Source organism: Arthrobacter sp. zg-Y1171, from assembly GCF_025244845.1.
Classification (GTDB): Bacteria; Actinomycetota; Actinomycetes; order Actinomycetales; family Micrococcaceae; genus Arthrobacter_B.
This window is the reverse complement of the sequence record NZ_CP104264.1, coordinates 619,398-638,422: the sequence shown is the minus strand read 5'-3', so window position 1 is coordinate 638,422 and position 19,025 is coordinate 619,398. Positions and strand designations below refer to the sequence as shown.

The 19,025-nt window shown below is 65.7% G+C and carries 20 protein-coding genes; 11 read left to right on the top strand and 9 right to left on the bottom strand.

Translation table 11 applies throughout. From position 1 onward, the window contains the following. Positions 1-2: 2 nt before the first annotated feature. Entirely contained in the window at positions 3-809 is an 807-nt protein-coding gene (locus N2L00_RS03070; RefSeq protein ID WP_255863814.1) for a helix-turn-helix domain-containing protein, read from the bottom strand. A 103-nt stretch (positions 810-912) separates the two neighbouring features. Between N2L00_RS03070 and N2L00_RS03065 the strand changes: the two genes are divergently transcribed. Continuing rightward, on the top strand, positions 913-1,449 hold the full coding sequence (locus N2L00_RS03065; protein WP_255863813.1) for a glyoxalase/bleomycin resistance/extradiol dioxygenase family protein: 537 nt from the start codon (positions 913-915) through the stop codon (positions 1,447-1,449). A 58-nt stretch (positions 1,450-1,507) separates the two neighbouring features. On the opposite strand, the gene N2L00_RS03060 is transcribed toward N2L00_RS03065, so the two are convergent. Together N2L00_RS03060 and N2L00_RS03055 are read right to left on the bottom strand one after the other, a co-directional pair. Beyond that, positions 1,508-1,930 (bottom strand): VOC family protein, encoded by a 423-nt coding sequence (locus N2L00_RS03060; RefSeq protein ID WP_255766757.1) that lies wholly within the window; start codon positions 1,928-1,930, stop codon positions 1,508-1,510. Between the two features lie 128 nt (positions 1,931-2,058). Further along, positions 2,059-2,448 (bottom strand): hypothetical protein, encoded by a 390-nt coding sequence (locus N2L00_RS03055; protein ID WP_255863812.1) that lies wholly within the window; start codon positions 2,446-2,448, stop codon positions 2,059-2,061. Between the two features lie 272 nt (positions 2,449-2,720). Between N2L00_RS03055 and N2L00_RS03050 the strand changes: the two genes are divergently transcribed. After that, positions 2,721-3,764, top strand: coding sequence for a thermonuclease family protein (locus N2L00_RS03050; protein ID WP_255863811.1), 1,044 nt, complete (start codon positions 2,721-2,723; stop codon positions 3,762-3,764). A gap of 97 nt (positions 3,765-3,861) precedes the next feature. On the opposite strand, the gene N2L00_RS03045 is transcribed toward N2L00_RS03050, so the two are convergent. Further along, complete coding sequence (locus tag N2L00_RS03045) at positions 3,862-6,630, bottom strand: glycoside hydrolase family 3 protein (protein ID WP_255863810.1); 2,769 nt, start codon at positions 6,628-6,630, stop codon at positions 3,862-3,864. A gap of 385 nt (positions 6,631-7,015) precedes the next feature. Between N2L00_RS03045 and N2L00_RS03040 the strand changes: the two genes are divergently transcribed. The 5 genes from N2L00_RS03040 to N2L00_RS03020 all read left to right on the top strand — a co-directional run bounded on the left by N2L00_RS03040 (position 7,016) and on the right by N2L00_RS03020 (position 10,667). Next, positions 7,016-8,410, top strand: coding sequence for an FAD-binding oxidoreductase (locus N2L00_RS03040; protein ID WP_255863809.1), 1,395 nt, complete (start codon positions 7,016-7,018; stop codon positions 8,408-8,410). A gap of 444 nt (positions 8,411-8,854) precedes the next feature. Next, on the top strand, positions 8,855-9,223 hold the full coding sequence (locus N2L00_RS03035) for a helix-turn-helix transcriptional regulator (RefSeq protein ID WP_255863808.1): 369 nt from the start codon (positions 8,855-8,857) through the stop codon (positions 9,221-9,223). Next, positions 9,220-9,726 carry an SRPBCC family protein gene (locus tag N2L00_RS03030; RefSeq protein ID WP_255766752.1) on the top strand — a complete coding sequence of 169 codons (507 nt, stop codon included), beginning with the start codon at positions 9,220-9,222 and terminating at the stop codon, positions 9,724-9,726. The genes N2L00_RS03035 and N2L00_RS03030 overlap by 4 nt, the downstream gene beginning before the upstream one ends. Beyond that, positions 9,726-10,217 (top strand): SRPBCC family protein, encoded by a 492-nt coding sequence (locus tag N2L00_RS03025; protein WP_255863807.1) that lies wholly within the window; start codon positions 9,726-9,728, stop codon positions 10,215-10,217. The genes N2L00_RS03030 and N2L00_RS03025 overlap by 1 nt, the downstream gene beginning before the upstream one ends. 9 nt (positions 10,218-10,226) lie before the next feature. Continuing rightward, complete coding sequence (locus N2L00_RS03020; RefSeq protein WP_255863806.1) at positions 10,227-10,667, top strand: VOC family protein; 441 nt, start codon at positions 10,227-10,229, stop codon at positions 10,665-10,667. An 87-nt stretch (positions 10,668-10,754) separates the two neighbouring features. Here the strand turns inward: N2L00_RS03020 and N2L00_RS03015 are convergent, their stop codons facing one another. Next, the gene (locus tag N2L00_RS03015; RefSeq protein WP_255863805.1) at positions 10,755-11,624 is read right to left on the bottom strand and encodes a DUF4352 domain-containing protein; all 870 of its coding nucleotides are present in this window, start codon (positions 11,622-11,624) and stop codon (positions 10,755-10,757) included. A gap of 497 nt (positions 11,625-12,121) precedes the next feature. Between N2L00_RS03015 and N2L00_RS03010 the strand changes: the two genes are divergently transcribed. Continuing rightward, positions 12,122-13,495 (top strand): amino acid permease, encoded by a 1,374-nt coding sequence (locus N2L00_RS03010; RefSeq protein WP_255767240.1) that lies wholly within the window; start codon positions 12,122-12,124, stop codon positions 13,493-13,495. 13 nt (positions 13,496-13,508) lie between these two features. Here the strand turns inward: N2L00_RS03010 and N2L00_RS03005 are convergent, their stop codons facing one another. Continuing rightward, on the bottom strand, positions 13,509-13,817 hold the full coding sequence (locus tag N2L00_RS03005; RefSeq protein ID WP_255766748.1) for a hypothetical protein: 309 nt from the start codon (positions 13,815-13,817) through the stop codon (positions 13,509-13,511). Positions 13,818-13,894: 77 nt separating this feature from the next. Continuing rightward, entirely contained in the window at positions 13,895-14,146 is a 252-nt protein-coding gene (locus tag N2L00_RS03000; protein WP_255766747.1) for a hypothetical protein, read from the bottom strand. A gap of 158 nt (positions 14,147-14,304) precedes the next feature. On the opposite strand from N2L00_RS03000, the gene gluQRS reads away from it, so the two are divergent. After that, a complete protein-coding gene (gluQRS, locus tag N2L00_RS02995) occupies positions 14,305-15,204 on the top strand; it encodes a tRNA glutamyl-Q(34) synthetase GluQRS (RefSeq protein ID WP_255863804.1) in 900 nt (299 codons plus the stop codon). Here the strand turns inward: gluQRS and N2L00_RS02990 are convergent. Further along, positions 15,201-16,217 (bottom strand): DUF1524 domain-containing protein, encoded by a 1,017-nt coding sequence (locus N2L00_RS02990; RefSeq protein WP_255863803.1) that lies wholly within the window; start codon positions 16,215-16,217, stop codon positions 15,201-15,203. The two genes, gluQRS and N2L00_RS02990, sit on opposite strands and share 4 nt — an antisense overlap. A gap of 151 nt (positions 16,218-16,368) precedes the next feature. Between N2L00_RS02990 and ppk2 the strand changes: the two genes are divergently transcribed. Beyond that, positions 16,369-17,406 (top strand): polyphosphate kinase 2, encoded by a 1,038-nt coding sequence (ppk2, locus tag N2L00_RS02985; protein ID WP_255766744.1) that lies wholly within the window; start codon positions 16,369-16,371, stop codon positions 17,404-17,406. A gap of 84 nt (positions 17,407-17,490) precedes the next feature. Further along, positions 17,491-18,306, top strand: coding sequence for an alpha/beta fold hydrolase (locus tag N2L00_RS02980; RefSeq protein WP_255863802.1), 816 nt, complete (start codon positions 17,491-17,493; stop codon positions 18,304-18,306). Here the strand turns inward: N2L00_RS02980 and N2L00_RS02975 are convergent. Beyond that, positions 18,303-18,875 carry a GNAT family N-acetyltransferase gene (locus tag N2L00_RS02975; protein WP_255766742.1) on the bottom strand — a complete coding sequence of 191 codons (573 nt, stop codon included), beginning with the start codon at positions 18,873-18,875 and terminating at the stop codon, positions 18,303-18,305. The genes N2L00_RS02980 and N2L00_RS02975 overlap by 4 nt on opposite strands. Positions 18,876-19,025 lie beyond the last annotated feature (150 nt).

The following is a 19,025-nucleotide window of genomic DNA, read 5'->3' as shown; positions in this document are numbered from 1 at the left end:
CCTTATTCCCGGGACGCGGAGTGCCGGTACCCGCTGGGCGTGAAGCCCAGGACTTCCCGGAACGCGTTGGCCAGATGTGCCTGGTCGGCGTAACCGAGATCGGCGGCAACATCGGCAATGGAGAGTTCGGTGTTGTCGCGCAGCCGTTCCGCAGCCTCCTGCAGCCGGTAGCGGCGGATCATTGCCAGGGGCGGCAGACCCACAAACCGGCGCGCCAGGCGCTGGAGGGTCCGGACGGAGACGCCGAGCTGGTCGGCGGCCTGGTCAACCCGGGTCAGCTCCCGGTCGGATTGGATCAGGTCCTCCAAGCGGTTGGCCGCCTCGGCTTCGGCGGTAGGTAGCGGGACCCGGGCCGCCAGCCACTCGGCTACCGCCGCCGCAGCGCGCTCCCGGCAGCAGGCGCCGTCGGCGTCATTATTCGCGGTGCCGCAGCTCATGGCCGCGGTCACCGCGGCGTGCAGGTCCGGCGCGTGGAACGGGATTTCCGCGTCGCGGAGGCTGCCCGGGTCATCAGTGAAGACCGGTACGGCGGCGGGACGCAGCAGCATTCCGACGGCCCAGCCCCGCCCCGCCAAGTCGCGGAAGGTGCGCCGCGTGGTGGGACCGGACAGGCTGACACCCTCCGGCTGCACCACCAGGTTCAACGCCGGGAACGGCAGGACCTCCTGCCGGGAGACCTTGCCGGGTGCCAGGTCCCATTCCGGAATCCAGACCCACCGCAAGCGGTCCCGGAGGGCGTCCGGCGGGAGCAGCCGGTGAAAGGCAGGCAGCCGGGCGGGATAAAGCAGCCCGCGCCACTGGTCCTCCATAGCCTGCTCATTTCTCCGGTTATTCGGCTGCTGCCGGCGGTCGTGAATCGTATTGTCGCGAATCTTCAAGCGCCGCCCTACTGCTGCTGCCTAGCTTTGCAGCATGACATTCATAGACAACACTGCTTCAGACGAAACCATCACCGGCCTCACCGGACAACACACCACCGGCGGGATTCCGCACGGTGCCACCACCCTGACCCCGTTCCTGGCCGTACCGGATGCCCGAAACGCCATTGCGTTTTACCGCGACGTGTTCGGGGCCCGGGTAATGGACGTGACCGAGATGGACGGCACGGTGGTGCACGTCGATCTGGACTTCGGCCTGGGCCGGCTGCAGCTGGGCGAGCCCAATCCCGCTTTCGGGTTGGTGCTTCCGCCGGAAGGGGACAACGACTGCTACTCGCTCGGGCTCTACTGTGCCGATGCGGACCAGACCGTCTCCCGGGCGGTGGCGGCCGGCGCCGTTATCCGCGAACCACTGACGACCTTCGTCTCGGGAGACCGCTTCGCCAGTATCCGTGACCCGTTCGGGGTCCGCTGGTCGGTGATGTCCCGGGTGGAGGACCTTTCCGAAGAGGAGAGCGCCCGCCGGGTCGCGGAGTGGGCGGCGACGCAGTCCGGCGGAGACAGCAGCTGAGCCGCCGCTGTGAAGGCGGCGGCTCAAAGTGCCGGGCGGCCCAGGGGCTGGAGGCGGTTCAGCGGCTAGAGTCCTCAGTCTCAATGCTGATCATCCAGCTGGTTCCGAACCGGTCGGTCAGCATGCCGAACATATCTCCCCACGGCGCCTTTTCCAGCGGCATGGTCATCTGGCCGCCGTCGAGCAGTTTGTCCCAGTACCCGCGCAGCTCCTCCCCGTTATCACCGCTGAGGGAGATGGAGTAGCTGCTGCCCTGGTCCATATTCATGCTGTTCGGCGTGTCCGAAGCCATTAACACCAGGCCGTTGTCAGTGGTCAGGGAGGAGTGCATGATCTTGTTTGCCTCGGACGGATCCTCGGCCATGTTCATGTCACCGAAGGTGGAGCTTTCCAGCGTTCCTCCGAAAACGTCCTGGTAGAACGCCATCGCTTCGGCGGCGTTGTCCCGGAAGCTGAGGTAGGGGTTCATCAGGGTGGACATGGTTGTCTCCTTACGGGTGACGGATCGGATGCTCCCGAGTATGCGCCGACCTCCATCCCTGCGGAACCCGCCGGACCTAATTCCGCAGCGATATTTCGCAGCGAAGCTACGCGGTCCGGCTGCCCCGTTTACTTCCCCGCGGGCCGCCCGCGCACGGCAGACCACTCGCTGCTGAGCACGGCGTCGCCCACCGGCTCCCAGTCATTCGTTTCCACGAGGGAAGCCACGGTGTCCCGGTTCAGGTCCGGCGCGCCGCCGTCGACCTCCGCCGTCGGATAGCAGACCCAGAGGGATCCGCCGGGCTCAACGGCGGCGGCCGCCTTGGCCAGTTCATGTGCCAGATCGGCCGCGGAAGCTACGAACAGCAGCACGACGTCGGCCGGGAAGCGCCCGTCATCCTCGGCGAGGAACGCGGAGTCCGGCAGCAGCCCGGCCACCTCGGGAAAGTTCTTCGCACCGTAGACGGTGACGCGGTCCGTTTCGGAAACTTCAAACGGCTGGGCTGATTCGGGTGACACTTGGGGGGCTCCATTCCTGGGCACGAGACTCTGGTGGTACGGGCGGCATCGAACAAGTAACCAGTAAGCCGCCTTCCCTATTGTTTCAGTTACAGCCCCCGGATTGCCCCGCTTTCGGCGATTCGGAAGCACCGAAACTGTAACGACGGCACCTTCCGAAACGCCTGGCACTCGTCGTTCAGGTGACCCAAAACACTTCGGCTCCCCTACCGGGTGAACAACCCCCGGCCGATAGGTTCTGAGGGATAGTTTCAACAGTTGGGGAAAAATTAATGATCAGCAGCAAAGCAGCGCTGGCCGCAGCCGCGGCCGTCGTCGTTGCAGCTTCGGCGGTGGGATGCTCCTCGGCATCGACCGCGGATAAGTCGAACACAGCGGAAGTCGTCCGCGTCATTGACGGCGACACCCTCGTGGTCGACTTCGAGAACGAGGAACTCACCGTCCGTCTGCTCAACGTGGACACTCCGGAAACCAAGGATCCCGACAAGGCTGTCGAGTGCCTGGGTCCGGAAGCAACAACCTTCCTGGAGGAGGCCCTGCCTCCCGGCAGCACGGTCACTTTGGAGTTCGACGTCGAGCGTGAGGACCGCTACGGACGCACCCTCGCCGGGGTGTACGACGCCGATGACCGCCTTATGAACGCAGAGGTGGCCCGCCACGGTTTCGGTATTCCCGTGACCTACGAGCCGAACGCCAAGTTCCGCCCTCCCGTGGACGCAGCCTACGAAGAAGCGCGGGACAATCAGGCCGGGCTGTTCAGCCCGGAGGTTGAGTGCACTGTGCCTGCCCAGGTCAGCGCGCTTGAAGACGCCGCCGAGGAGGCCGTCTCCAATGGCACCTCGGCAGGGATCGCTGCGGCCGTAACCGCTGCCTACGCTGTCGCGAAAACCGTAGACGAGGGCTTCGACGCCCTTGAAGCCGCGTCCAAGGCCGGCGAATCGATGGTCTGGGCTGCGCTTTCCGAGACGGAGCGGGCTTCACTTATGGGCCGTGCTGCGGCGGCGAAAACCAAAATCCATTCGCAGCATGAAACGCTGGTTGCCCTGGATGAGGAGCGCCTAGCCGCGGAGGAAGCTCAGCGCCAGGCCGCGGCTGAAGAAGAACGGATCGCGGCGGAACAGGCTGAGGCAAACCGGATAGCGGCCCAGGCCGAAGCGGACCGGCAGGCTGCGGCCCAGGCGGAAGCAAACCGGCGGGCGGCGGCACCGGCACCTGCACCGCAGTATGTGGCGCCCCCTGCGCAGACCAACCCGTACCCGGGCTACACCGGACCGCGTTGCTACGCGCCCGGCGGCAAATCCTGGAAGCCCTGCTAGAGGCGCACCGCATCAAAAAGTTAAGGGCCTCCCGGACGACGAATAGTCGTTCCGGGAGGCCCTTTGCTTTCCAGTTGGGGTTCAGCGGTAACCGATCCTAGCCGCGGCCTCCCCCGTGCCCTCCGCCGCCCCAGCCAGCGTGGTGGCTCGGATGGCCGTGGTGTCCGTGGTGGCCGTGATGGCCGCCGTGCCTGTCACTGACGTAGAGACTTCCGGCCAGCCGGAGATCCTCCACCGAGCGGCCCACATAGATAGGGACCTCCCCGGTGGGGGTTACCCACGCGCTCTCCGTCTCGTCCCAGTACTGCAGCGACCGCGGATCCAGTTCGATCTCCACCCGGTCCGACTCCCCCGGCGCGAGCGTCACGCTGCCGTACCCGGCGAGCTGCAGGTCCGGCGTCGGAACATCGGTGGGCAGGTTGCCCACGTACACCTGCAGTGTTTCTTCACCGGTGTAGTGCCCCGTGTTCCATACCCGCACCGAAACCGCTGCCTCCGGATCGGAGGCGTCCACCTTGTGCGTGGTCCGCAGTTTCCCGTAGTCGAACTTGGTGTAGGACAGGCCGTGTCCGAAGGGGAACAGTGGTGTCAGCCCCTGCTCGAGGTAGCCCTTGTAGCCCACAAACACACCCTCAACGTAGGGCACCTCGGGGTCCACGATCTCAATGAGCGAGAACGGGTTAGGCGGTGCCACCTGGACGGCCTGCTCATCGCTGGCCGGGAAGGTGACCGGCAGCTTGCCGGACGGGTTCGCGTCGCCGAACAGCAGCGCCGCCGTCGACGTTCCCTGTGCCTGCCCGGGGTACCAGATTTCCATCACCGACGGGACGTCCTCGATCCACGGCATAGTCACCGGACCGCTCGTCGCCAGTACGACGACGGTATTCGGGTTCACTGCCGAGACCGCCGAAATGAGCCGGTCCTGGTCCTGCGGAAGCACCAGCGACCCGCGGTCAGCGGCCTCCCCGGTGTAGTCCCGCGCCACGATCACGGCCACTTCGGACTCGGCGGCGAGAGCCACCGCTTCGGCCATGGCCGGCGGCAGGACATCCTCCGGCGGCGTCCAGCCGAAACGCATCATGGCCCCGGGCTGGTCATTGAGTCCGCCGTTGAACTGGTTCGGCGCGTCCGTGGTGTAGTCGATCCGCACGGCCACGTTCTGTCCGGCGGTCAGGTCCACGGTCACTTCCTGGGTGCCGAAGGGCGCCGCCGGTCCGGTGATGACTTCCTGGTCATCCAGGAACAGCCGGGCGGTGCCCAGATGGGTCAGGGACAGGGTGTAGCTTCCCGTGGTCGGAGCCGCCAGGGTGCCGGTCCAACGAACGGAAATCGGCTGGGATGCCAGCTGCGCCCCGATCCCCGGTACCTGGGAGGTGTTGATGGTATCGGCCGAGATGCCGGTCCGCAGATTCACCTGCAGCTCATCCCGGGCCAGCGCCGGTTCGCCTTCGAAGGTATTGATCCCGGTCCAGTAGCTCGCGGACACGTCCGTCAGCACTCCGCTGGGAACCGGCGGCGGGCCGGGAATCGTGTCGCCCAGGGACACCGGATCCGTACCGGGTGCCCACTCGACGGCTGATCCGGCAGCCCGCGCGGTGATCCCGTCCAGGATGGTGGTCAGCCGGGCGGGGTTGGGAATCGCACCGCTGCCGCCGCCGTCGATGTACCAATCGGCGTCGGAACCGATGACCGCCACGGAGCCGGCGTCGTCGTCCAGCGGCAGCGTCCTGTCCTCGTTCTTCAAAAGCACCGCCGCTTCCAGGGCGGCCTGTTCCGCCACCGCGGCGTGCTCGTCGAGCATTTCCGCGGGCACCGGCGGGTCGGCCGGCTGCGGGTTGATGAAGGAGCCGACCGGCGGGTCATCCACGATGCCCTTGGCGAACATGGTGCGGGCCACCCGGCGGGCGGCGTCAGTCACCCGTTCCTCGGAGACCTGGCCGTTCTGCACCGCCGCCAGGAGCGCGGGCCCGGAGAATTCGAGGCCCGGCCCGGCGACGTCGAGCCCCGCCGCGTAGTCCTCGAGACTGTGGGCGGCGTTGAAGTCCGAGGAGACGAATCCCGGGAAACCCAGCTGGCCCTTGAGGATCTGGTTGAGCAGCGTGTCATTGCCGCAGGCGAACGGCCCGTTCACCCGGTTGAAAGAGCACATAATGGCGCCGGGATCACCCTCGCTCACCATGGTTTCCCAGGGTCGGGTGTAGGTCTCCTGCAGGGTCCGCTCGTCCACCAGGACATTCACGTGCCCGCGGCGGGTCTCAAAATTGTTCAGGTTGTAGTGCTTGGGAAGCGCCGAGATGTCCGCGCTCTGCTCCCCTTGGACCTGCCCCGCGGCAATGTCGCCGCTCAGCATCGGGTCCTCGCCGAGGTCTTCCCACATCCGCCCGTTGAAGGGCGTCCGGACCAGGTCCATGGTGGGGCCGGCGATGGCGTTGTAGCCGGTCGCCCGGGCTTCTTCTCCGCCCACGGCGCCGTAGGCCTGGGCGAGTTCCGGACTGAAGGAGGACGCAAGTCCCACTCCGGCCGGCAGCGCCGTGGTGTCCTGGGTTTCCAGGGCGAGTCCGCAGCAGCCGTCCTTGCTGCGGATGGGCGGCAGGCCTAGTTCCGGCAGTCCCGGCCCGCCGCTTTGGATCAGGTAGGTCACCTTTTGTTCCAAGGTCATCACGGCGACCACCAGGTCCGCCCGCTCATCCGGCGTCAGTTCCGGGTCCATCCACGGCATGCCCGGCGGCGCCTGGGACGGGAGCGCCACCCGGGTTTCGGGTGTTAAGGGTGCCGCAGCGGCACCGGCGGGATAAAGGCTTCCGGCAACCAGCATCGCCGCAAGCGACGCCAGCCCGAGTCGTACTGATTTCTTTCGTTGATGCATGGCGGTTCCCTCATACTGGGCCGCGTTCACCCCCAGGGGCGCAGCGGTGTCAGTTGCCGCATCCGGCAAAGATGCGAGAGTTCGCAGAACGGGTTGGCCCCTCCCCGACGGGCGGCCCGTGCAGCTGACGTGCCGTTCCGGGTGGCGGGACGGCGGTGCGAGTGCAGGAAGGACGCTATGGGGCGGGATGGGAAGGGACAACCAAGGTTCGCGGTATCGGTTGCGGGAGGCGCGGATTAGCCCGGCGACCCACCCTAAGGTTGGGGGCCGCCCTTGATTCCCCGCCGTACCAGGCGAAGAATTCTTCCCAAGCGCGGCAGGAAAACCAAAGGACCGGACACCATCCCGGCGTCCGGCGGTGTGCCGCCCAAAGGTGGTGGGCCGCATGGTCCCCGAACTCTCCCCTGACGCCGTCGCAGCCCTGCGGACTTCCCTGTCCGGTTCCGTTGTCCTGCCCCAGGACGAGACTTACGACGACGCCCGCCGCGTCTGGAACGGCATGATCGACGTCCTGCCGGCGATGGTGGTGCGCGTTGCTTCCGTCGAGGATATTGCCGCGGTCCTCGCCTTTGCGCAGCAGTGGGACCTGCCGCTGGCGGTCCGCGGCGGAGGGCACAATGTCGCCGGCAACGGCACGGTCGCCGACGGCGTCGTGCTGGATATGGGTGGCCTGCGGGACGTCAGCGTAGACGCGGACAGCGGCACCGTTACGGTGCAGGCGGGAGCCACCATGGGCGATGTCGACGCCGCCACCGAACCCTACGGCCTGGCCGTTCCCATGGGCGTCGTTTCCGGCACGGGGGTGGCCGGGCTGACCCTCGGCGGTGGTGTCGGCTGGCTGACCCGCGCGCATGGACTGAGCATCGACAACCTGGAGGCTGCCGACGTCGTCACCCCCGGCGGCGAGGAGGTCCACGCATCCGCCGATGATCACTCGGAACTGTTCTGGGGGCTTCGCGGCGGCGGCGGGAACTTCGGTGTCGTGTCGTATTTTACCTTCCAGGCGCATCCGCTGCCCCCGCAGGTCCTCACCGGGAACCTGGCGTACGGCAATATGCACTGGCGCTCTGCGCTGCGCGCCTATGACGCGTGGGCGGCCGGCCTGCCCGATGAAATGACCACCATCATCAGCTGCCTGGTACCGATCGAGGAATGGGACATGGGAGACCAGCCGCTGATGGTGATCGGACTCGCCTGGGCGGACCCGGATCAGGAGGCCGGCGCCGCGTTGATCCGGCAGCTTACCGCGGCAGCTCCCCCTGACATTGAAGCAGTGGAAGCGGTGCCCTGGTCCGACTGGCAGACGGCCATGGACTCAACCTTCCCGCCAGGCTCACGCGCCTACTGGAAAAACGCCTCCATCGACCGGCTGGATGACGCCGCCATCGACGCCCTGGTCCGCGCCGGCTGCGAGCAGACCTGGCACGGGACCGGCTTTGACATCCACCATCTGGGTGGCGCCTACGGCCGGGTGGCGGACGACGCCACCGCCTTTCCCACAAGGGATGCCCCCTATTGGCTGAACATTTACGGCTTCTGGCAGGACCCGGCGGACGACGCCGCCCGTACGGCTTTTGTCCGAGGGGTGGCGAAGGCGGTGGAGCCGTTCTCCTCCGGCGCGCAGTACGTGAACTTCATGGGCGCCGAGGATCCGGTGGCGCAGGGCACCGCCCCGTCCGTCTACGGCCCGGACAAGCTGGCCCGGCTCACCGCGCTGAAGACCGCCTACGACCCGCAGAACCTCTTCCGGCGGAACCACAACATCGTGCCGACCGGGTAACGACTTAGGGTGCGTTCCGGGAGACGTCGTTCTGCATGGACGGATGGCTGGAGCACTCCCCGTGCAGGGTTATTGCCCGGTGGCTCGTGCTGACGGCATAGTCGACCATCAGCCCGTTCTCCCCTCGTCCGAAGGCGTTCCACGCCGCGCCCTCCGGATACGAAGGATCTCCGAGGACACCGCTGACTACCGCGGCCTGCCGACATCAGCAACAAACCATAGACGAGGCCTGCGCCCGGATGCTGCTGAGGCGCCTGCGGCACCGGAGTCCTCGCCTCCGGGCTCTCCGGACGCCCCTCCTAGCGGTGTTCCCGCCCACCCTCACCGACCGAAATTGCCGAAAACCCCTTGACCCGGCCCCGGCGCCGTCGTACGTTCGTAATCAACCGCAAGGTTGAACAACCAGTACCTTGATTACACGTCTACAGAAGCTGACCGAATCGCATGGACTCCCACAGCGACGAACCCCTTCTGGACAAGGCCTTCCTGGCCCTGGCCGATCCGGCCCGCCGCCAGATCATCGCCCGGCTTTCCCGGGGCCCTGCCACGGTCAACGAACTGGCGGAACCCTTCGAGATCTCCAAACAGGCCATCTCGAAGCATATCCAGGTCCTCGAGCAGGCGCAGCTGGTCACGCGCAGCCGTGACGCCCAGCGCCGGCCCGTTCACCTGAATCCCGCACGGTTGGAGGCACTCACCGCCTGGATCGGCCAGTACCGGCTGGTCCGCGAGGAGCAGTTCCGCAGCCTTGACGCCGTGCTCAACGCACAGGCCGCAGCGAAAGGCGGCCCGCAGGCAAAGGATTCATCATGACCAACGCACTGCAGCTCACCGTCCCGGAGGGTGTCCCCTTCATCGATTTCAGCCGCGAGGTGGACTATCCCGTGGAGCAGGTCTTCCGGGCGTACGCCGAACCGGACCTGCTGGTCCAGTGGCTGGGGCCCCGGGGAATGAAGATGGACATCAACCACTACGATTTCCGCACGGGAGGCTCCTACAGCTATATCCATACCGGGCCGGAGGGCGTGCCCTACGAATTCCGCGGCATTTTCCACACCGTGCGGGAAAATGAATCCGCGATCCAGACCTTCGAGTTCTCCGGCTATCCCGACGTCACCAGCTTGGAGTTCATGACGCTCGAGGCGCTCGACGGCGGCCGTACCCGGATCACCGCCCACGCGGTCTACCCCTCGATGGAGGCACGGGACGGCATGGCGGCCTCCGGCATGGAGTCCGGCGTCTCCGAGGGCTTTGACCGGATGGATGAGCTCCTCGCCCAGCTCCAGCCGGAGGCCCTGCAGGGAAGGGGCGCGTGATGAGCAAAAATCCCCTGACGTTGAGTGCCCCCGCGGGAGAACCCTTCCTGGAATATCAACGCGACTTCGATTTCCCGGTCAGCGCTGTGTTCCAGGGACACACGGATCCGGACCTGTATCTCCAATGGATCGGCCCGGAGGAGCTGACCACTCGGATGGACGTGTTCGAGCCCCGGTCCGGCGGTGCCTACCGAGTAGTCCAGTCCACAGGTGACGGCGAGGAATATGCCTTCCACGGCATGTTCCACACGGTGCGCGAGAACGAGTTTCTGCTGCAGACCTTCGAATTCGAGGGCTATCCGGACGTGGTGACGCTCGAATACAGCACCTTCACCGAACTGCCCGACGGCAGGAGCCGGGTGACCGGCCGTTCCCTGTACCCCTCGGTCGAATCCCGGGACGAGTTCCTGGGCAACGGCATCGAAGAGGGCATGTCTGACGGCTACAACCAGTTGGATGATCTGCTCGCCTCCGTCCGGATAGGAAGGTAGGTGCTGAGCATGGACTGGACCCTTGAGGTGATAATCGTCCCGGTCAGTGACCAGGACCGGGCGATCGCTTTCTACCGCGACCAGGTGGGCTTTCGCCTGGATCACCGCACGTCCACCGACCAGATGGACTTCGCGCAGCTGACACCGCCCGGCTCCGGCTGCTCGATTGTGCTCGGGGATCCGGGCTCCCAGCAGGGCATGGTGCCCGGTTCCCTGCGCGGACTGCAGCTGGTGGTGCCGAATGCGCGGGCTGCCCGGCAGGAACTGCTGGACCGCGGCGTGGAGGTTGGCGACGTCACCGTCTTTGACGAGCGCGACGGCGGAACCTTCTTCAGCTTTGCGGATCCGGACGGCAACGCCTGGACCGTGCAGGAGATGAAGGTCCGGGCGGACAAGCCTCTGATTCCGCATGAGGCGCGGATCAGCTATCCGGCGGAGCAGCAGGCCTAAGCCGGGTCTTTTAACCTATGTCGCCGGGGCCTCCATCATGGAAGCCCCGGCGACTAGTACGCGCCGCTGGCGCAGGGAAGGGAAGGTTTACTGCACGGCCCAGTACACGCCGTCGTTGCCCTGCATAGAGAAGGTCGGCTCGACCAAGACCTTTCCACCGGACACCGCGTCAGCCGGGACGTCCATGCAGACCTGGTATTGGGCAGTGCCGCCCTTTTCCAGAGTCGGTACGTCGTAGTCACGCAGCGCTACCACTACCCCGGTCGCCGAGTCGTACTGCTTGGCATCGGTTCCCACGAACTTGGTTTCCAGATCCACCCAGGGATCTCCTTCCTCATTGCCCACGTACTCAACCGTCAGGTCAACCAGCACATATTGTCCCGCTGGATCATCGTTGAGCGGGTTGACGGCCAAGACCTCCTGGGTGGCGTTGGTGTCCACACCGGTCACGGTGACGTTGTACTCCCCGACCCGTGCTGTTTCTCCCAATGCCTCAGTCTGCCCGGCGTGGCTGGAATCGGCCGCCTCAGCGGTGTCGTCTGCAGCGGGCTGCTCGCTGCCCCCAACGGATTCCGTGACCTCATCGATGACGTGCCCGTAATAGGCCTGTGTTGCCACCACCCCGACCAGGGACAGGACCACGAGGATGAGGCCCGCAATCGACATCCCTTTGGACCGTGACTTGTTCCTGACGGCAATCACCACCGCGGGGATAGCGAATCCCAGTCCGATTAGGCCAAGGAGGAATACGAGGTTGTTGACGATGGGAACCCAACACAGCAGCAGGGACACAAGCCCGATGACCAGCGCCGTGATGGCCAGGCCCCGTCCGGCATCCGGGTTGCCGACAGCTTTGCCGGGCTGTTCAGGTCCACCGGAGAGGGGAGCATCAGGAACAGGCCCTTCGTCCTGTTGCCGGTCGGGAGCGGATTGCTTGAACGTGGTGTTGTTGTCCATTTGAATCTCCCCGTGTCGTGAAAACAGTCCCATGAATGCGCCACGTCTGCAGGGGTCCCGCGCTTCGACTCCGGGAAGGACCCAGTGGCGCTGAACTTCCTTGTTTCAAACAGGGGTGGAGGTTGGGGTATCTTCACGGTTCAGCGACGCTGGACAGCTTCATGACGGATAACCGTCGAATACCGTTCATCAGCGCCGAATACACCCAACGTACCCATGTGTGTGCATTTCCGCTTGCACAGTTAAAGATTAATTCTTCAACAATTGAGGCTCCATGAGATCGATCACGCAGACCCGCCACGGAGCTATGAGATGGCTCACCCTGCCCTTTAGTGCCCGGGGCGTGGGACGTAACGCAAAATCCGGGTGGCGCCAGCAGGCGTAATATGGATTGGCCCCTGAACTGGGCCTACCCCCACATTCCAAGGTGCGTTTTCTTGAAGTCCTCCTTTACCCAGGCATTGGCCCGCGGGCTGAATGTCCGGCACATCCGCTTCATGGCGCTCGGCTCGGCCATCGGCACCGGCCTGTTCTACGGGTCCGCATCGGCCATCCAGTCCGCCGGACCGTCCGTCCTGCTGGCCTACATGATCGGTGGCGCCGCTGTCTTCCTGGTTATGCGGGCCCTCGGCGAGATGGCAGTCCGGCATCCGGTAACGGGTTCGTTCGGCCACTACGCCAGCCGCTATCTGGGCCCGTTTGCCGGGTTCATCACGGGCTGGACGTTCGCCTTCGAGATGGCCATCGTCGCGATTGCCGACGTCACCGCCTTCGGCATCTATATGGGCTTCTGGTTTGAAGACGTGCCGCGCTGGATCTGGATCCTCGCCGTCATCCTGCTGATTGCCGCACTGAACCTGATGCGGGTGAAGGTCTTTGGCGAGACCGAGTTCTGGCTCTCACTGATCAAGGTCTCGGCGATCATCGCGATGATCGTCGGCGGTGCGGCCATCGTAGTCTTCGGGTTCGGACTGCCCGACGCCGCGAACCCCGGCCTGGATACGATGCTGGGTTCCGGAGGGTTCTTCGCCAACGGATTCTGGGGCCTGCTGGCGTCCTTCTCGATTGTGATGTTTGCCTTCGGCGGCATTGAAACCATCGGCATCACCGCCGGCGAAGCGGACAACCCCAAGAAGGCCATCCCCGCGGCAGTGAACACCGTTCCGGTCCGCATCCTGCTCTTCTACGTATGCGCCCTAGGCATCCTGATGATGATCTTCCCGTGGCAGGACATCAACGGCGAAACCAGTCCGTTTGTGCAGATCTTCGACACCCTGGGCATCCCGGCCGCGGCGCACATCCTCAACGCCGTGGTCATCACCGCAGCGATCTCGGCCATCAACTCCGACATCTTCGGTGCCGGCCGCGTCCTTTACGGACTCGCACAGGAAGGCCAGGCGCCGGCGTCGTTCGCCCGGATTTCCCGGAACGGGGTGCCGTGGATGACCGTGGCAACCATGGCGGTGGTGCTGCTCGTCGGCGTCGTGCTGAACGCCCTGCTGCCCGAATCGCTGTTCACGATCATCGCGTCCATCGCCACCTTCGCGACCGTGTGGGTATGGCTGATGATCCTGCTCTCGCACATCGCCATGAAGCGGGAAATCAAGCGCCGGAACCTGCCGGCCTCGGAATTCGGTGTGCCGTTCTGGCCGGCCGCGTCCTATGCGGCGCTGGCTTTCATGGTGTTCATCGTGGTGCTGCTCGGCATCATGCCGGACACCCGCGTCGCCTTGATTGTGGGCGCAGTATGGATCGCGCTCCTGTTCGGCGCCTACCGCCTGTGGGTCCGCGGCGACGGCCTGGTCCGTGCGGAACTGGCGGATGAAACGTACGACGACGGAACGCAGGGAGCAGCGGAAAGCCGGGTCTGATCTGCCCGCTGCCCTATCCCCAGTGGATCGCCGTCGCGATCACCGAGGCGAGCAGCCCTGCAACAGCGAGGATGCCTCCGAGCACCCGGTTCGGCAGGTCCAGCCAGGACGGCCGGTTGGTCAGGACCGTGTACAGCCCGGTGCACAGAGCGATCAGGCCGGCCGACCCCAACAGGCCGGTGAACCCGGTGGCCACCCCTTGGGCAATGATGAGCAGCAGCATCACCAGCCCAACAACCAGGATGGTCCACCGGGACCCGCCCACCGTCGTCGTGCGCTTCCTGCCCGAGTTTGCGCTGTGTCCCGCGTAACCACCAGTCATGTGATCTCCAGCCGGGGCCGCCGTTCCGCCCAGCACGGAATGCGGCGGTAGCCTCTTCGCTCAAAACGCTACTCCCGCTACCCCGGAAGAAGTCTGGACGCCCCGTGTGAATGGTGGACCCGTCCGGACGGCAGCCAGACGGTACGGAGCAGAGCCACCTGGAAACGCCCGAAGCGCAGCGTGATCAGCGGCCAGTCGGTCTGGACACGCCCCGGTCCGTCCGCTTGTTCCCGCTCCTGCAGGATTCGCCGGAGGCGGTGCCGCTGTTCCATCTCGGCTGCCCGCAGGCGGTGTTCCATCTGGGCAACCTCGATCTCCATGAGTCCCATGCGTGCAACGCTAGGCACCTTCACGGGGTGCGGCCACAGCCTTGCGGACACCCTCGGTCCGCAGCCGAAAACCCTTCTGCAGCCCGGGCAATAAAACTCCCAACGCCCGGAGAATGAAGGCCACCGCGGACAACACCGCACCCGAATAGACTGGTCTTGTGCCTCATTCCTCCGCCGCCGGCCGCTTCGCTCCCAGTCCCACCGGTGAGCTGCACGTAGGAAACCTGCGCACCGCCCTGCTGGCCTGGCTCTTCGCCCGCAGCACCGGCCGCCGGTTCCTGCTGCGGATGGAGGACCTTGACCGGGTGCGCTCCGGCGCCGAAGCGGCCCAGCTGCGCGACCTAACCGCCGTCGGACTGGACTGGGACGGCGAGATCATCCGCCAGACCGAACGCACTGAAATCTATCTGGACGCCATCGACCGGCTGCGCAGTGCCGGACTCGTGTATGAATGCTTCTGTACCCGGCGCGAGGTGGCGGAAGCGGCGTCCGCCCCGCATGCGCCGCCCGGGGCCTACCCCGGTACCTGCCGGAACCTCACCGAAGAGCAGCGTGCCCGACGACGGCGCGAACGCCCCGCCGCCCTGCGCCTGCGGACGGAGGTAAACGAGTTCACCGTGACCGATGAGCTGCACGGCAGCTACACCTCCGCGGTGGACGACCTGGTGCTGCTGCGCAACGACGGCGTCCCCTCCTACAACCTTGCGGTGGTCCTCGACGATGCACTGCAGGGCATTGACCAGGTAGTGCGCGGGGATGACCTGCTCAGCTCGGCACCCCGCCAGGCGTACCTCGGTTCCCTCCTCGGGTTCCCTCCGGTCAGCTACGCCCATGTTCCGCTGGCGCTGAACACTGCTGGCCAGCGGCTGGCCAAGCGCGACGGCGCCGTCACCCTCACCGACCTCGCCGCAGCGGGGCTGGATGCGGATGCCGTCCGGGCCCTGATCCTCGGGTCCCTGGGCCTGCCCGGAGACCTCAGCGAAGCACTGGCCGAATTCTCTCCCGCGCAGATCCCGCTGGAGCCGTGGATCTTTGAGGCCAAGGCCTACGTGCCCTAGGACGTGCAGCCCACGCCGTCGCCGTCCCGGTCGAACTTGGGATCCCAGCCGGCGTCGCCCGGGCGGATCGGCGCCACACCCGCGGCCTTCACCGCCGTGCAGTTCGCATAGACGGTTCCGGCGGGTGCAGCGGGAGCGGGTTCCACCGCGGGAGCGGCGGGTGCGGGTGCGGCAGGTGCAGGTGCGGCAGGTGCGGGCTGCGCGGCGTCGGCTGCAGCAACCGCTGCGGCAGGCACGGTGCCGTCCCGCGCGGGAACCGGCTCGTCCGGGCAGCCGGACAGGACGGCAGCGATCGCGTCATGCTCTGCCTGCGTCATCCACAGCCGGTATTCGGCTTTGACTGCAGTCTGGCGGGCTACATATTCGCAGCGGAAGTCCTTGTTGGCGGGCAGCCAGGTGGCGGCGTCGCCGTCGGACTTGGAGCCGTTGGCGGGCCCGTCGGCGGCCATGAGGTTCAACGGATCATTGGCCAGCTGCCGGCGTTCCTCGGCGGACAGCTGCTGCGCCCCCTTCTGCCAGGCATCGGAAAGGGCCACCACATGGTCGATCTGGACGGCGGTGCTGGTGGTGTTGCCGCGGACAAACGCAATGGTGGTTCCCGTGTAGGGATCCAGGAAGGTGCCCGAGGCAACCACGCATTCCCGGGTTCCATCCTTGTACACAATGTCCACGAGGTCGCGGGCGAGGATGTCGTTGCGGGTGTCGCAGCCGTTGTGATCCGTATCGGCCCAGGCCGGACCGAACTGCTCGCGGTCGTACCCGGTCTTCGGTGCGCGGCCCTTGATCGGGATGCCGGCCAACTGGTCCAGCGCGGTGCCTGCTGCGGCGGGCTCGGCAGGGGCGGCGGGCTCGGCAGGAGCGGATGGGCTCGCGGGTTCGGTGGACCCCGTCGCGGGTTGGGTCGCGGAGGACGGGGCTGGTTCGGAGCCGGTGTCGGTGGCGGGGGTGCAGCCGACTACGCCGAGGGCGAGCAGGGCAACGAGCGACAGAGCTTTGGTGCGTAGTGAAGTCATCGCCAACCATTATCTGCGGCATGGCACCGCCTGCCGCTCAGGCGCGCCGACCATGCTGCCCGCCGCCGTCGTACACAGAGACCCGTTCCCTCTTCCAATCAGTAGGCAGTGCCGCGTAAGTTCGGATAACCCAACCGGCAGTGGAGATGTCATGGCAACCAGTAAGAACGGCACCAAGGAAGTTTCGGCCCGGCAACCGTCAGCAGCCAACGGACTCGCGGCGGATGAGCAAAGCCTGGACGGTCAGCGCGTGGCGGTCGCGGAGGACTATGCGCAGGAACTCGACGAGCTGCAGGAACTGAAAACGAAGGGCAAAAAGCTCAAGATCAAGGTCGACGACGACGCCTGGCGCCAGAACTACCCCTACGACACCAAGCTCAGCCGGCGCACCTATGACCGGCAGAAACGCCGGCTCCAGATTGAACTGCTGAAGATGCAGCTCTGGGTCAAGGAAACCGGGCAGAAAATGCTCATCATCTTCGAAGGCCGCGATGCCGCCGGAAAAGGCGGGGCGATCAAGCGGTTCGACGAGCACCTGAATCCCCGCGGTGCACGCGTGGTGGCATTGGAGAAGCCCACCTCCGAGGAGCAGACCCAGTGGTACTTCCAACGGTATATCCGCACCCTGCCCAGCGGCGGAGAGATCGTGATGATGGACCGCTCCTGGTACAACCGGGCCGGCGTCGAACGCGTGATGGGGTATTGCACCCCGGCGCAGTACCTGGAGTTTATGCGGGAGGTTCCGGAGCTCGAACGGATGCTCGTCAATTCCGGCACCCTGCTGCACAAGCTGTGGTTCTCGGTAGGCCGGGCGGAGCAGCTGGCCCGGTTCGCTGCCCGGGAAACGGATCCCGTGAAGCAGTGGAAGCTCTCCCCCACAGACTTGGCCAGCCTGGATAAGTGGGACGCGTACACCGAGGCGAAGGAAGCCATGTTCTTTTACACGGACACCGGAGATGCGCCCTGGACCGCAGTGAAGTCCAATGACAAGAAACGCGCCCGGCTCGAAGCGATGCGCCATGTGCTCAGCACAGTGGAATATCCGAACAAGGACAGCTCCATTGCGCATGCACCGGATCCGCTGATTGTCGGAAGGGCCTACAACCATTTTGAAGAGGACGATGAACCGCACGGCAGTTTCCCGGTGGTGAAGCCGCAGGGAAACGCTACGACGCAGGCCGCGGGGTAGCTGCAGCGGAGCCGTGCCGGTCACGGTTCAGACTCCGGCCAGTCGTTCCGCCCGGGCGGGCAGGGGCGCGCATAGGATCGCGGGGTGATTGCCCGCGAAATAGGAAACGGCCAACCCCTGGTGCTCATACACGGGTTTGGCGTGGACCACCGGATCATGCTGCCCCTGGAAGGCGCCCTTGGCGACCTTGCCTGGCGGCGCATCTATCTTGACCTTCCCTGGGCCGAGCACGGTTCGCGGACGCCGGCCGCCGGCGCCCAAGAGGTGGCAGACGGCGTCGTCGAGGAGATCAGGAACCGGCTGGGCGACGAGCCGTTTGCCCTGATCGGGAATTCCTTCGGCGGCATGGTGGCCCGGCACGTGGCCCATACCCTGAAGGACCAGGTGCTCGGGTTGGCAACCCTGGCTTCGGTGTTCACGGCGATCCATGCAGACCGGGTCCTGCCGCCCCGGCAAATCATTCACCGGGACCCGGCCCTGATTGAGGCCGGGGCAGATGGCTCGGCCGACTTCGAGGACGAGGCGGTCCTGCAGACAGCCGACGCTTTTGCGGGCTTCTCCGAGTACGTGCTCCCGGGCCTCCGGGGCGCGGATCAGGCACTTATGGAACAGATTGCCGCTGACTACGCGCTGGACACGGAGCCCGAGCTCGCCCACGCGCAGCCGTTCGATGCACCGTCCCTGCACATTTTCGGCCGGCAGGACCATGTCACGGGATACGAAGACGGCTGGGCAGTGCGGGAGCATTACCCGCGTGGCACCTTCACCGTGCTGGACGCCGCCGGGCACAACCTCCACCTCGAACGTCCCGCGCTGGTCTCAGCTTTGATGCGGGATTGGATCGAACGCGTCGAAATCCATGTCGGCTCCGGGTCACCGGCGTCCGCCGGACTGCCCTAGCCCTCGGCCCGGTATTCCTCCTCCAGCATTCCGAGCAGCATCTGGTCGTGGAACTCTCCGCGGTGGAACACGGCGGCGCGGCGGCGTCCTTCCTCACGGAACCCCAGCGACCGATACAGATGAATGGCCCGCTGGTTATAGGACCACGTCTGCAGTTCGGCCTTATGCGCACCCATTTCCTCAAAGACAATCCGCAGTCCGAGCTGCAGGGATTCCCGCCCCAGGCCCTGGTCCTGGAATTCCGGGCTGATGATAATTGCCATGGTGGCAATCCGTTCCGGAACGGATATTCCCCAGACGCTGATATGTCCGATCAGCTTTTCGGCCGGATTGACAATGCTGTAGCCGAAACCGGACGGTGACTCGTTCTTGCTCCAGGTCCGAAACAGGGCCGCCGCCGCCTCCTGCGGGCGGACGGTGACCCGGTCCTGCTGCAGGATCGCCTGGGACGGGTCATTCCACCACTCGGCCAGGTGTGCGAGGTCAGGTTCACGAAGCTCGCGGAAGCGGACCCGCTCGCCGGTGAGCATTGAAGATGACCATTCCTGAAGACCCGCCGAATCATTCATGCGGCGATAATAGCGCACGGGTATTTGGGAGCCGGGACTGCACCGGAGGTTCAGGCGGAGGAGGGCGGACGACGACGGCGGGCCAGCTCTGCAGTGTGAAGCGGCGGTTCCCTGCGGGTACCCGACCCGGGGAAAGTGAAACGCAGATCA

What these genes read in the sequence shown, in the direction of transcription:
- N2L00_RS03025 (WP_255863807.1), top strand. Translation starts at nt 9,726, where the DNA reads ATGAGCAAAAATCCCCTGACGTTGAGTGCCCCCGCGGGAGAACCCTTC.
- N2L00_RS03005 (WP_255766748.1), bottom strand. Translation starts at nt 13,817, where the DNA reads ATGACTGGTGGTTACGCGGGACACAGCGCAAACTCGGGCAGGAAGCGC.
- N2L00_RS03050 (WP_255863811.1), top strand. Translation starts at nt 2,721, where the DNA reads ATGATCAGCAGCAAAGCAGCGCTGGCCGCAGCCGCGGCCGTCGTCGTT.
- N2L00_RS03065 (WP_255863813.1), top strand. Translation starts at nt 913, where the DNA reads ATGACATTCATAGACAACACTGCTTCAGACGAAACCATCACCGGCCTC.
- N2L00_RS02990 (WP_255863803.1), bottom strand. Translation starts at nt 16,217, where the DNA reads ATGACTTCACTACGCACCAAAGCTCTGTCGCTCGTTGCCCTGCTCGCC.
- N2L00_RS03015 (WP_255863805.1), bottom strand. Translation starts at nt 11,624, where the DNA reads ATGGACAACAACACCACGTTCAAGCAATCCGCTCCCGACCGGCAACAG.
- N2L00_RS03000 (WP_255766747.1), bottom strand. Translation starts at nt 14,146, where the DNA reads ATGGGACTCATGGAGATCGAGGTTGCCCAGATGGAACACCGCCTGCGG.
- N2L00_RS02975 (WP_255766742.1), bottom strand. Translation starts at nt 18,875, where the DNA reads ATGAATGATTCGGCGGGTCTTCAGGAATGGTCATCTTCAATGCTCACC.
- N2L00_RS03035 (WP_255863808.1), top strand. Translation starts at nt 8,855, where the DNA reads ATGGACTCCCACAGCGACGAACCCCTTCTGGACAAGGCCTTCCTGGCC.
- N2L00_RS03060 (WP_255766757.1), bottom strand. Translation starts at nt 1,930, where the DNA reads ATGTCCACCCTGATGAACCCCTACCTCAGCTTCCGGGACAACGCCGCC.
- N2L00_RS03070 (WP_255863814.1), bottom strand. Translation starts at nt 809, where the DNA reads ATGGAGGACCAGTGGCGCGGGCTGCTTTATCCCGCCCGGCTGCCTGCC.
- ppk2 (WP_255766744.1), top strand. Translation starts at nt 16,369, where the DNA reads ATGGCAACCAGTAAGAACGGCACCAAGGAAGTTTCGGCCCGGCAACCG.
- N2L00_RS03040 (WP_255863809.1), top strand. Translation starts at nt 7,016, where the DNA reads ATGGTCCCCGAACTCTCCCCTGACGCCGTCGCAGCCCTGCGGACTTCC.
- N2L00_RS03045 (WP_255863810.1), bottom strand. Translation starts at nt 6,630, where the DNA reads ATGCATCAACGAAAGAAATCAGTACGACTCGGGCTGGCGTCGCTTGCG.
- N2L00_RS03010 (WP_255767240.1), top strand. Translation starts at nt 12,122, where the DNA reads ATGGCGCTCGGCTCGGCCATCGGCACCGGCCTGTTCTACGGGTCCGCA.
- N2L00_RS03030 (WP_255766752.1), top strand. Translation starts at nt 9,220, where the DNA reads ATGACCAACGCACTGCAGCTCACCGTCCCGGAGGGTGTCCCCTTCATC.
- N2L00_RS03020 (WP_255863806.1), top strand. Translation starts at nt 10,227, where the DNA reads ATGGACTGGACCCTTGAGGTGATAATCGTCCCGGTCAGTGACCAGGAC.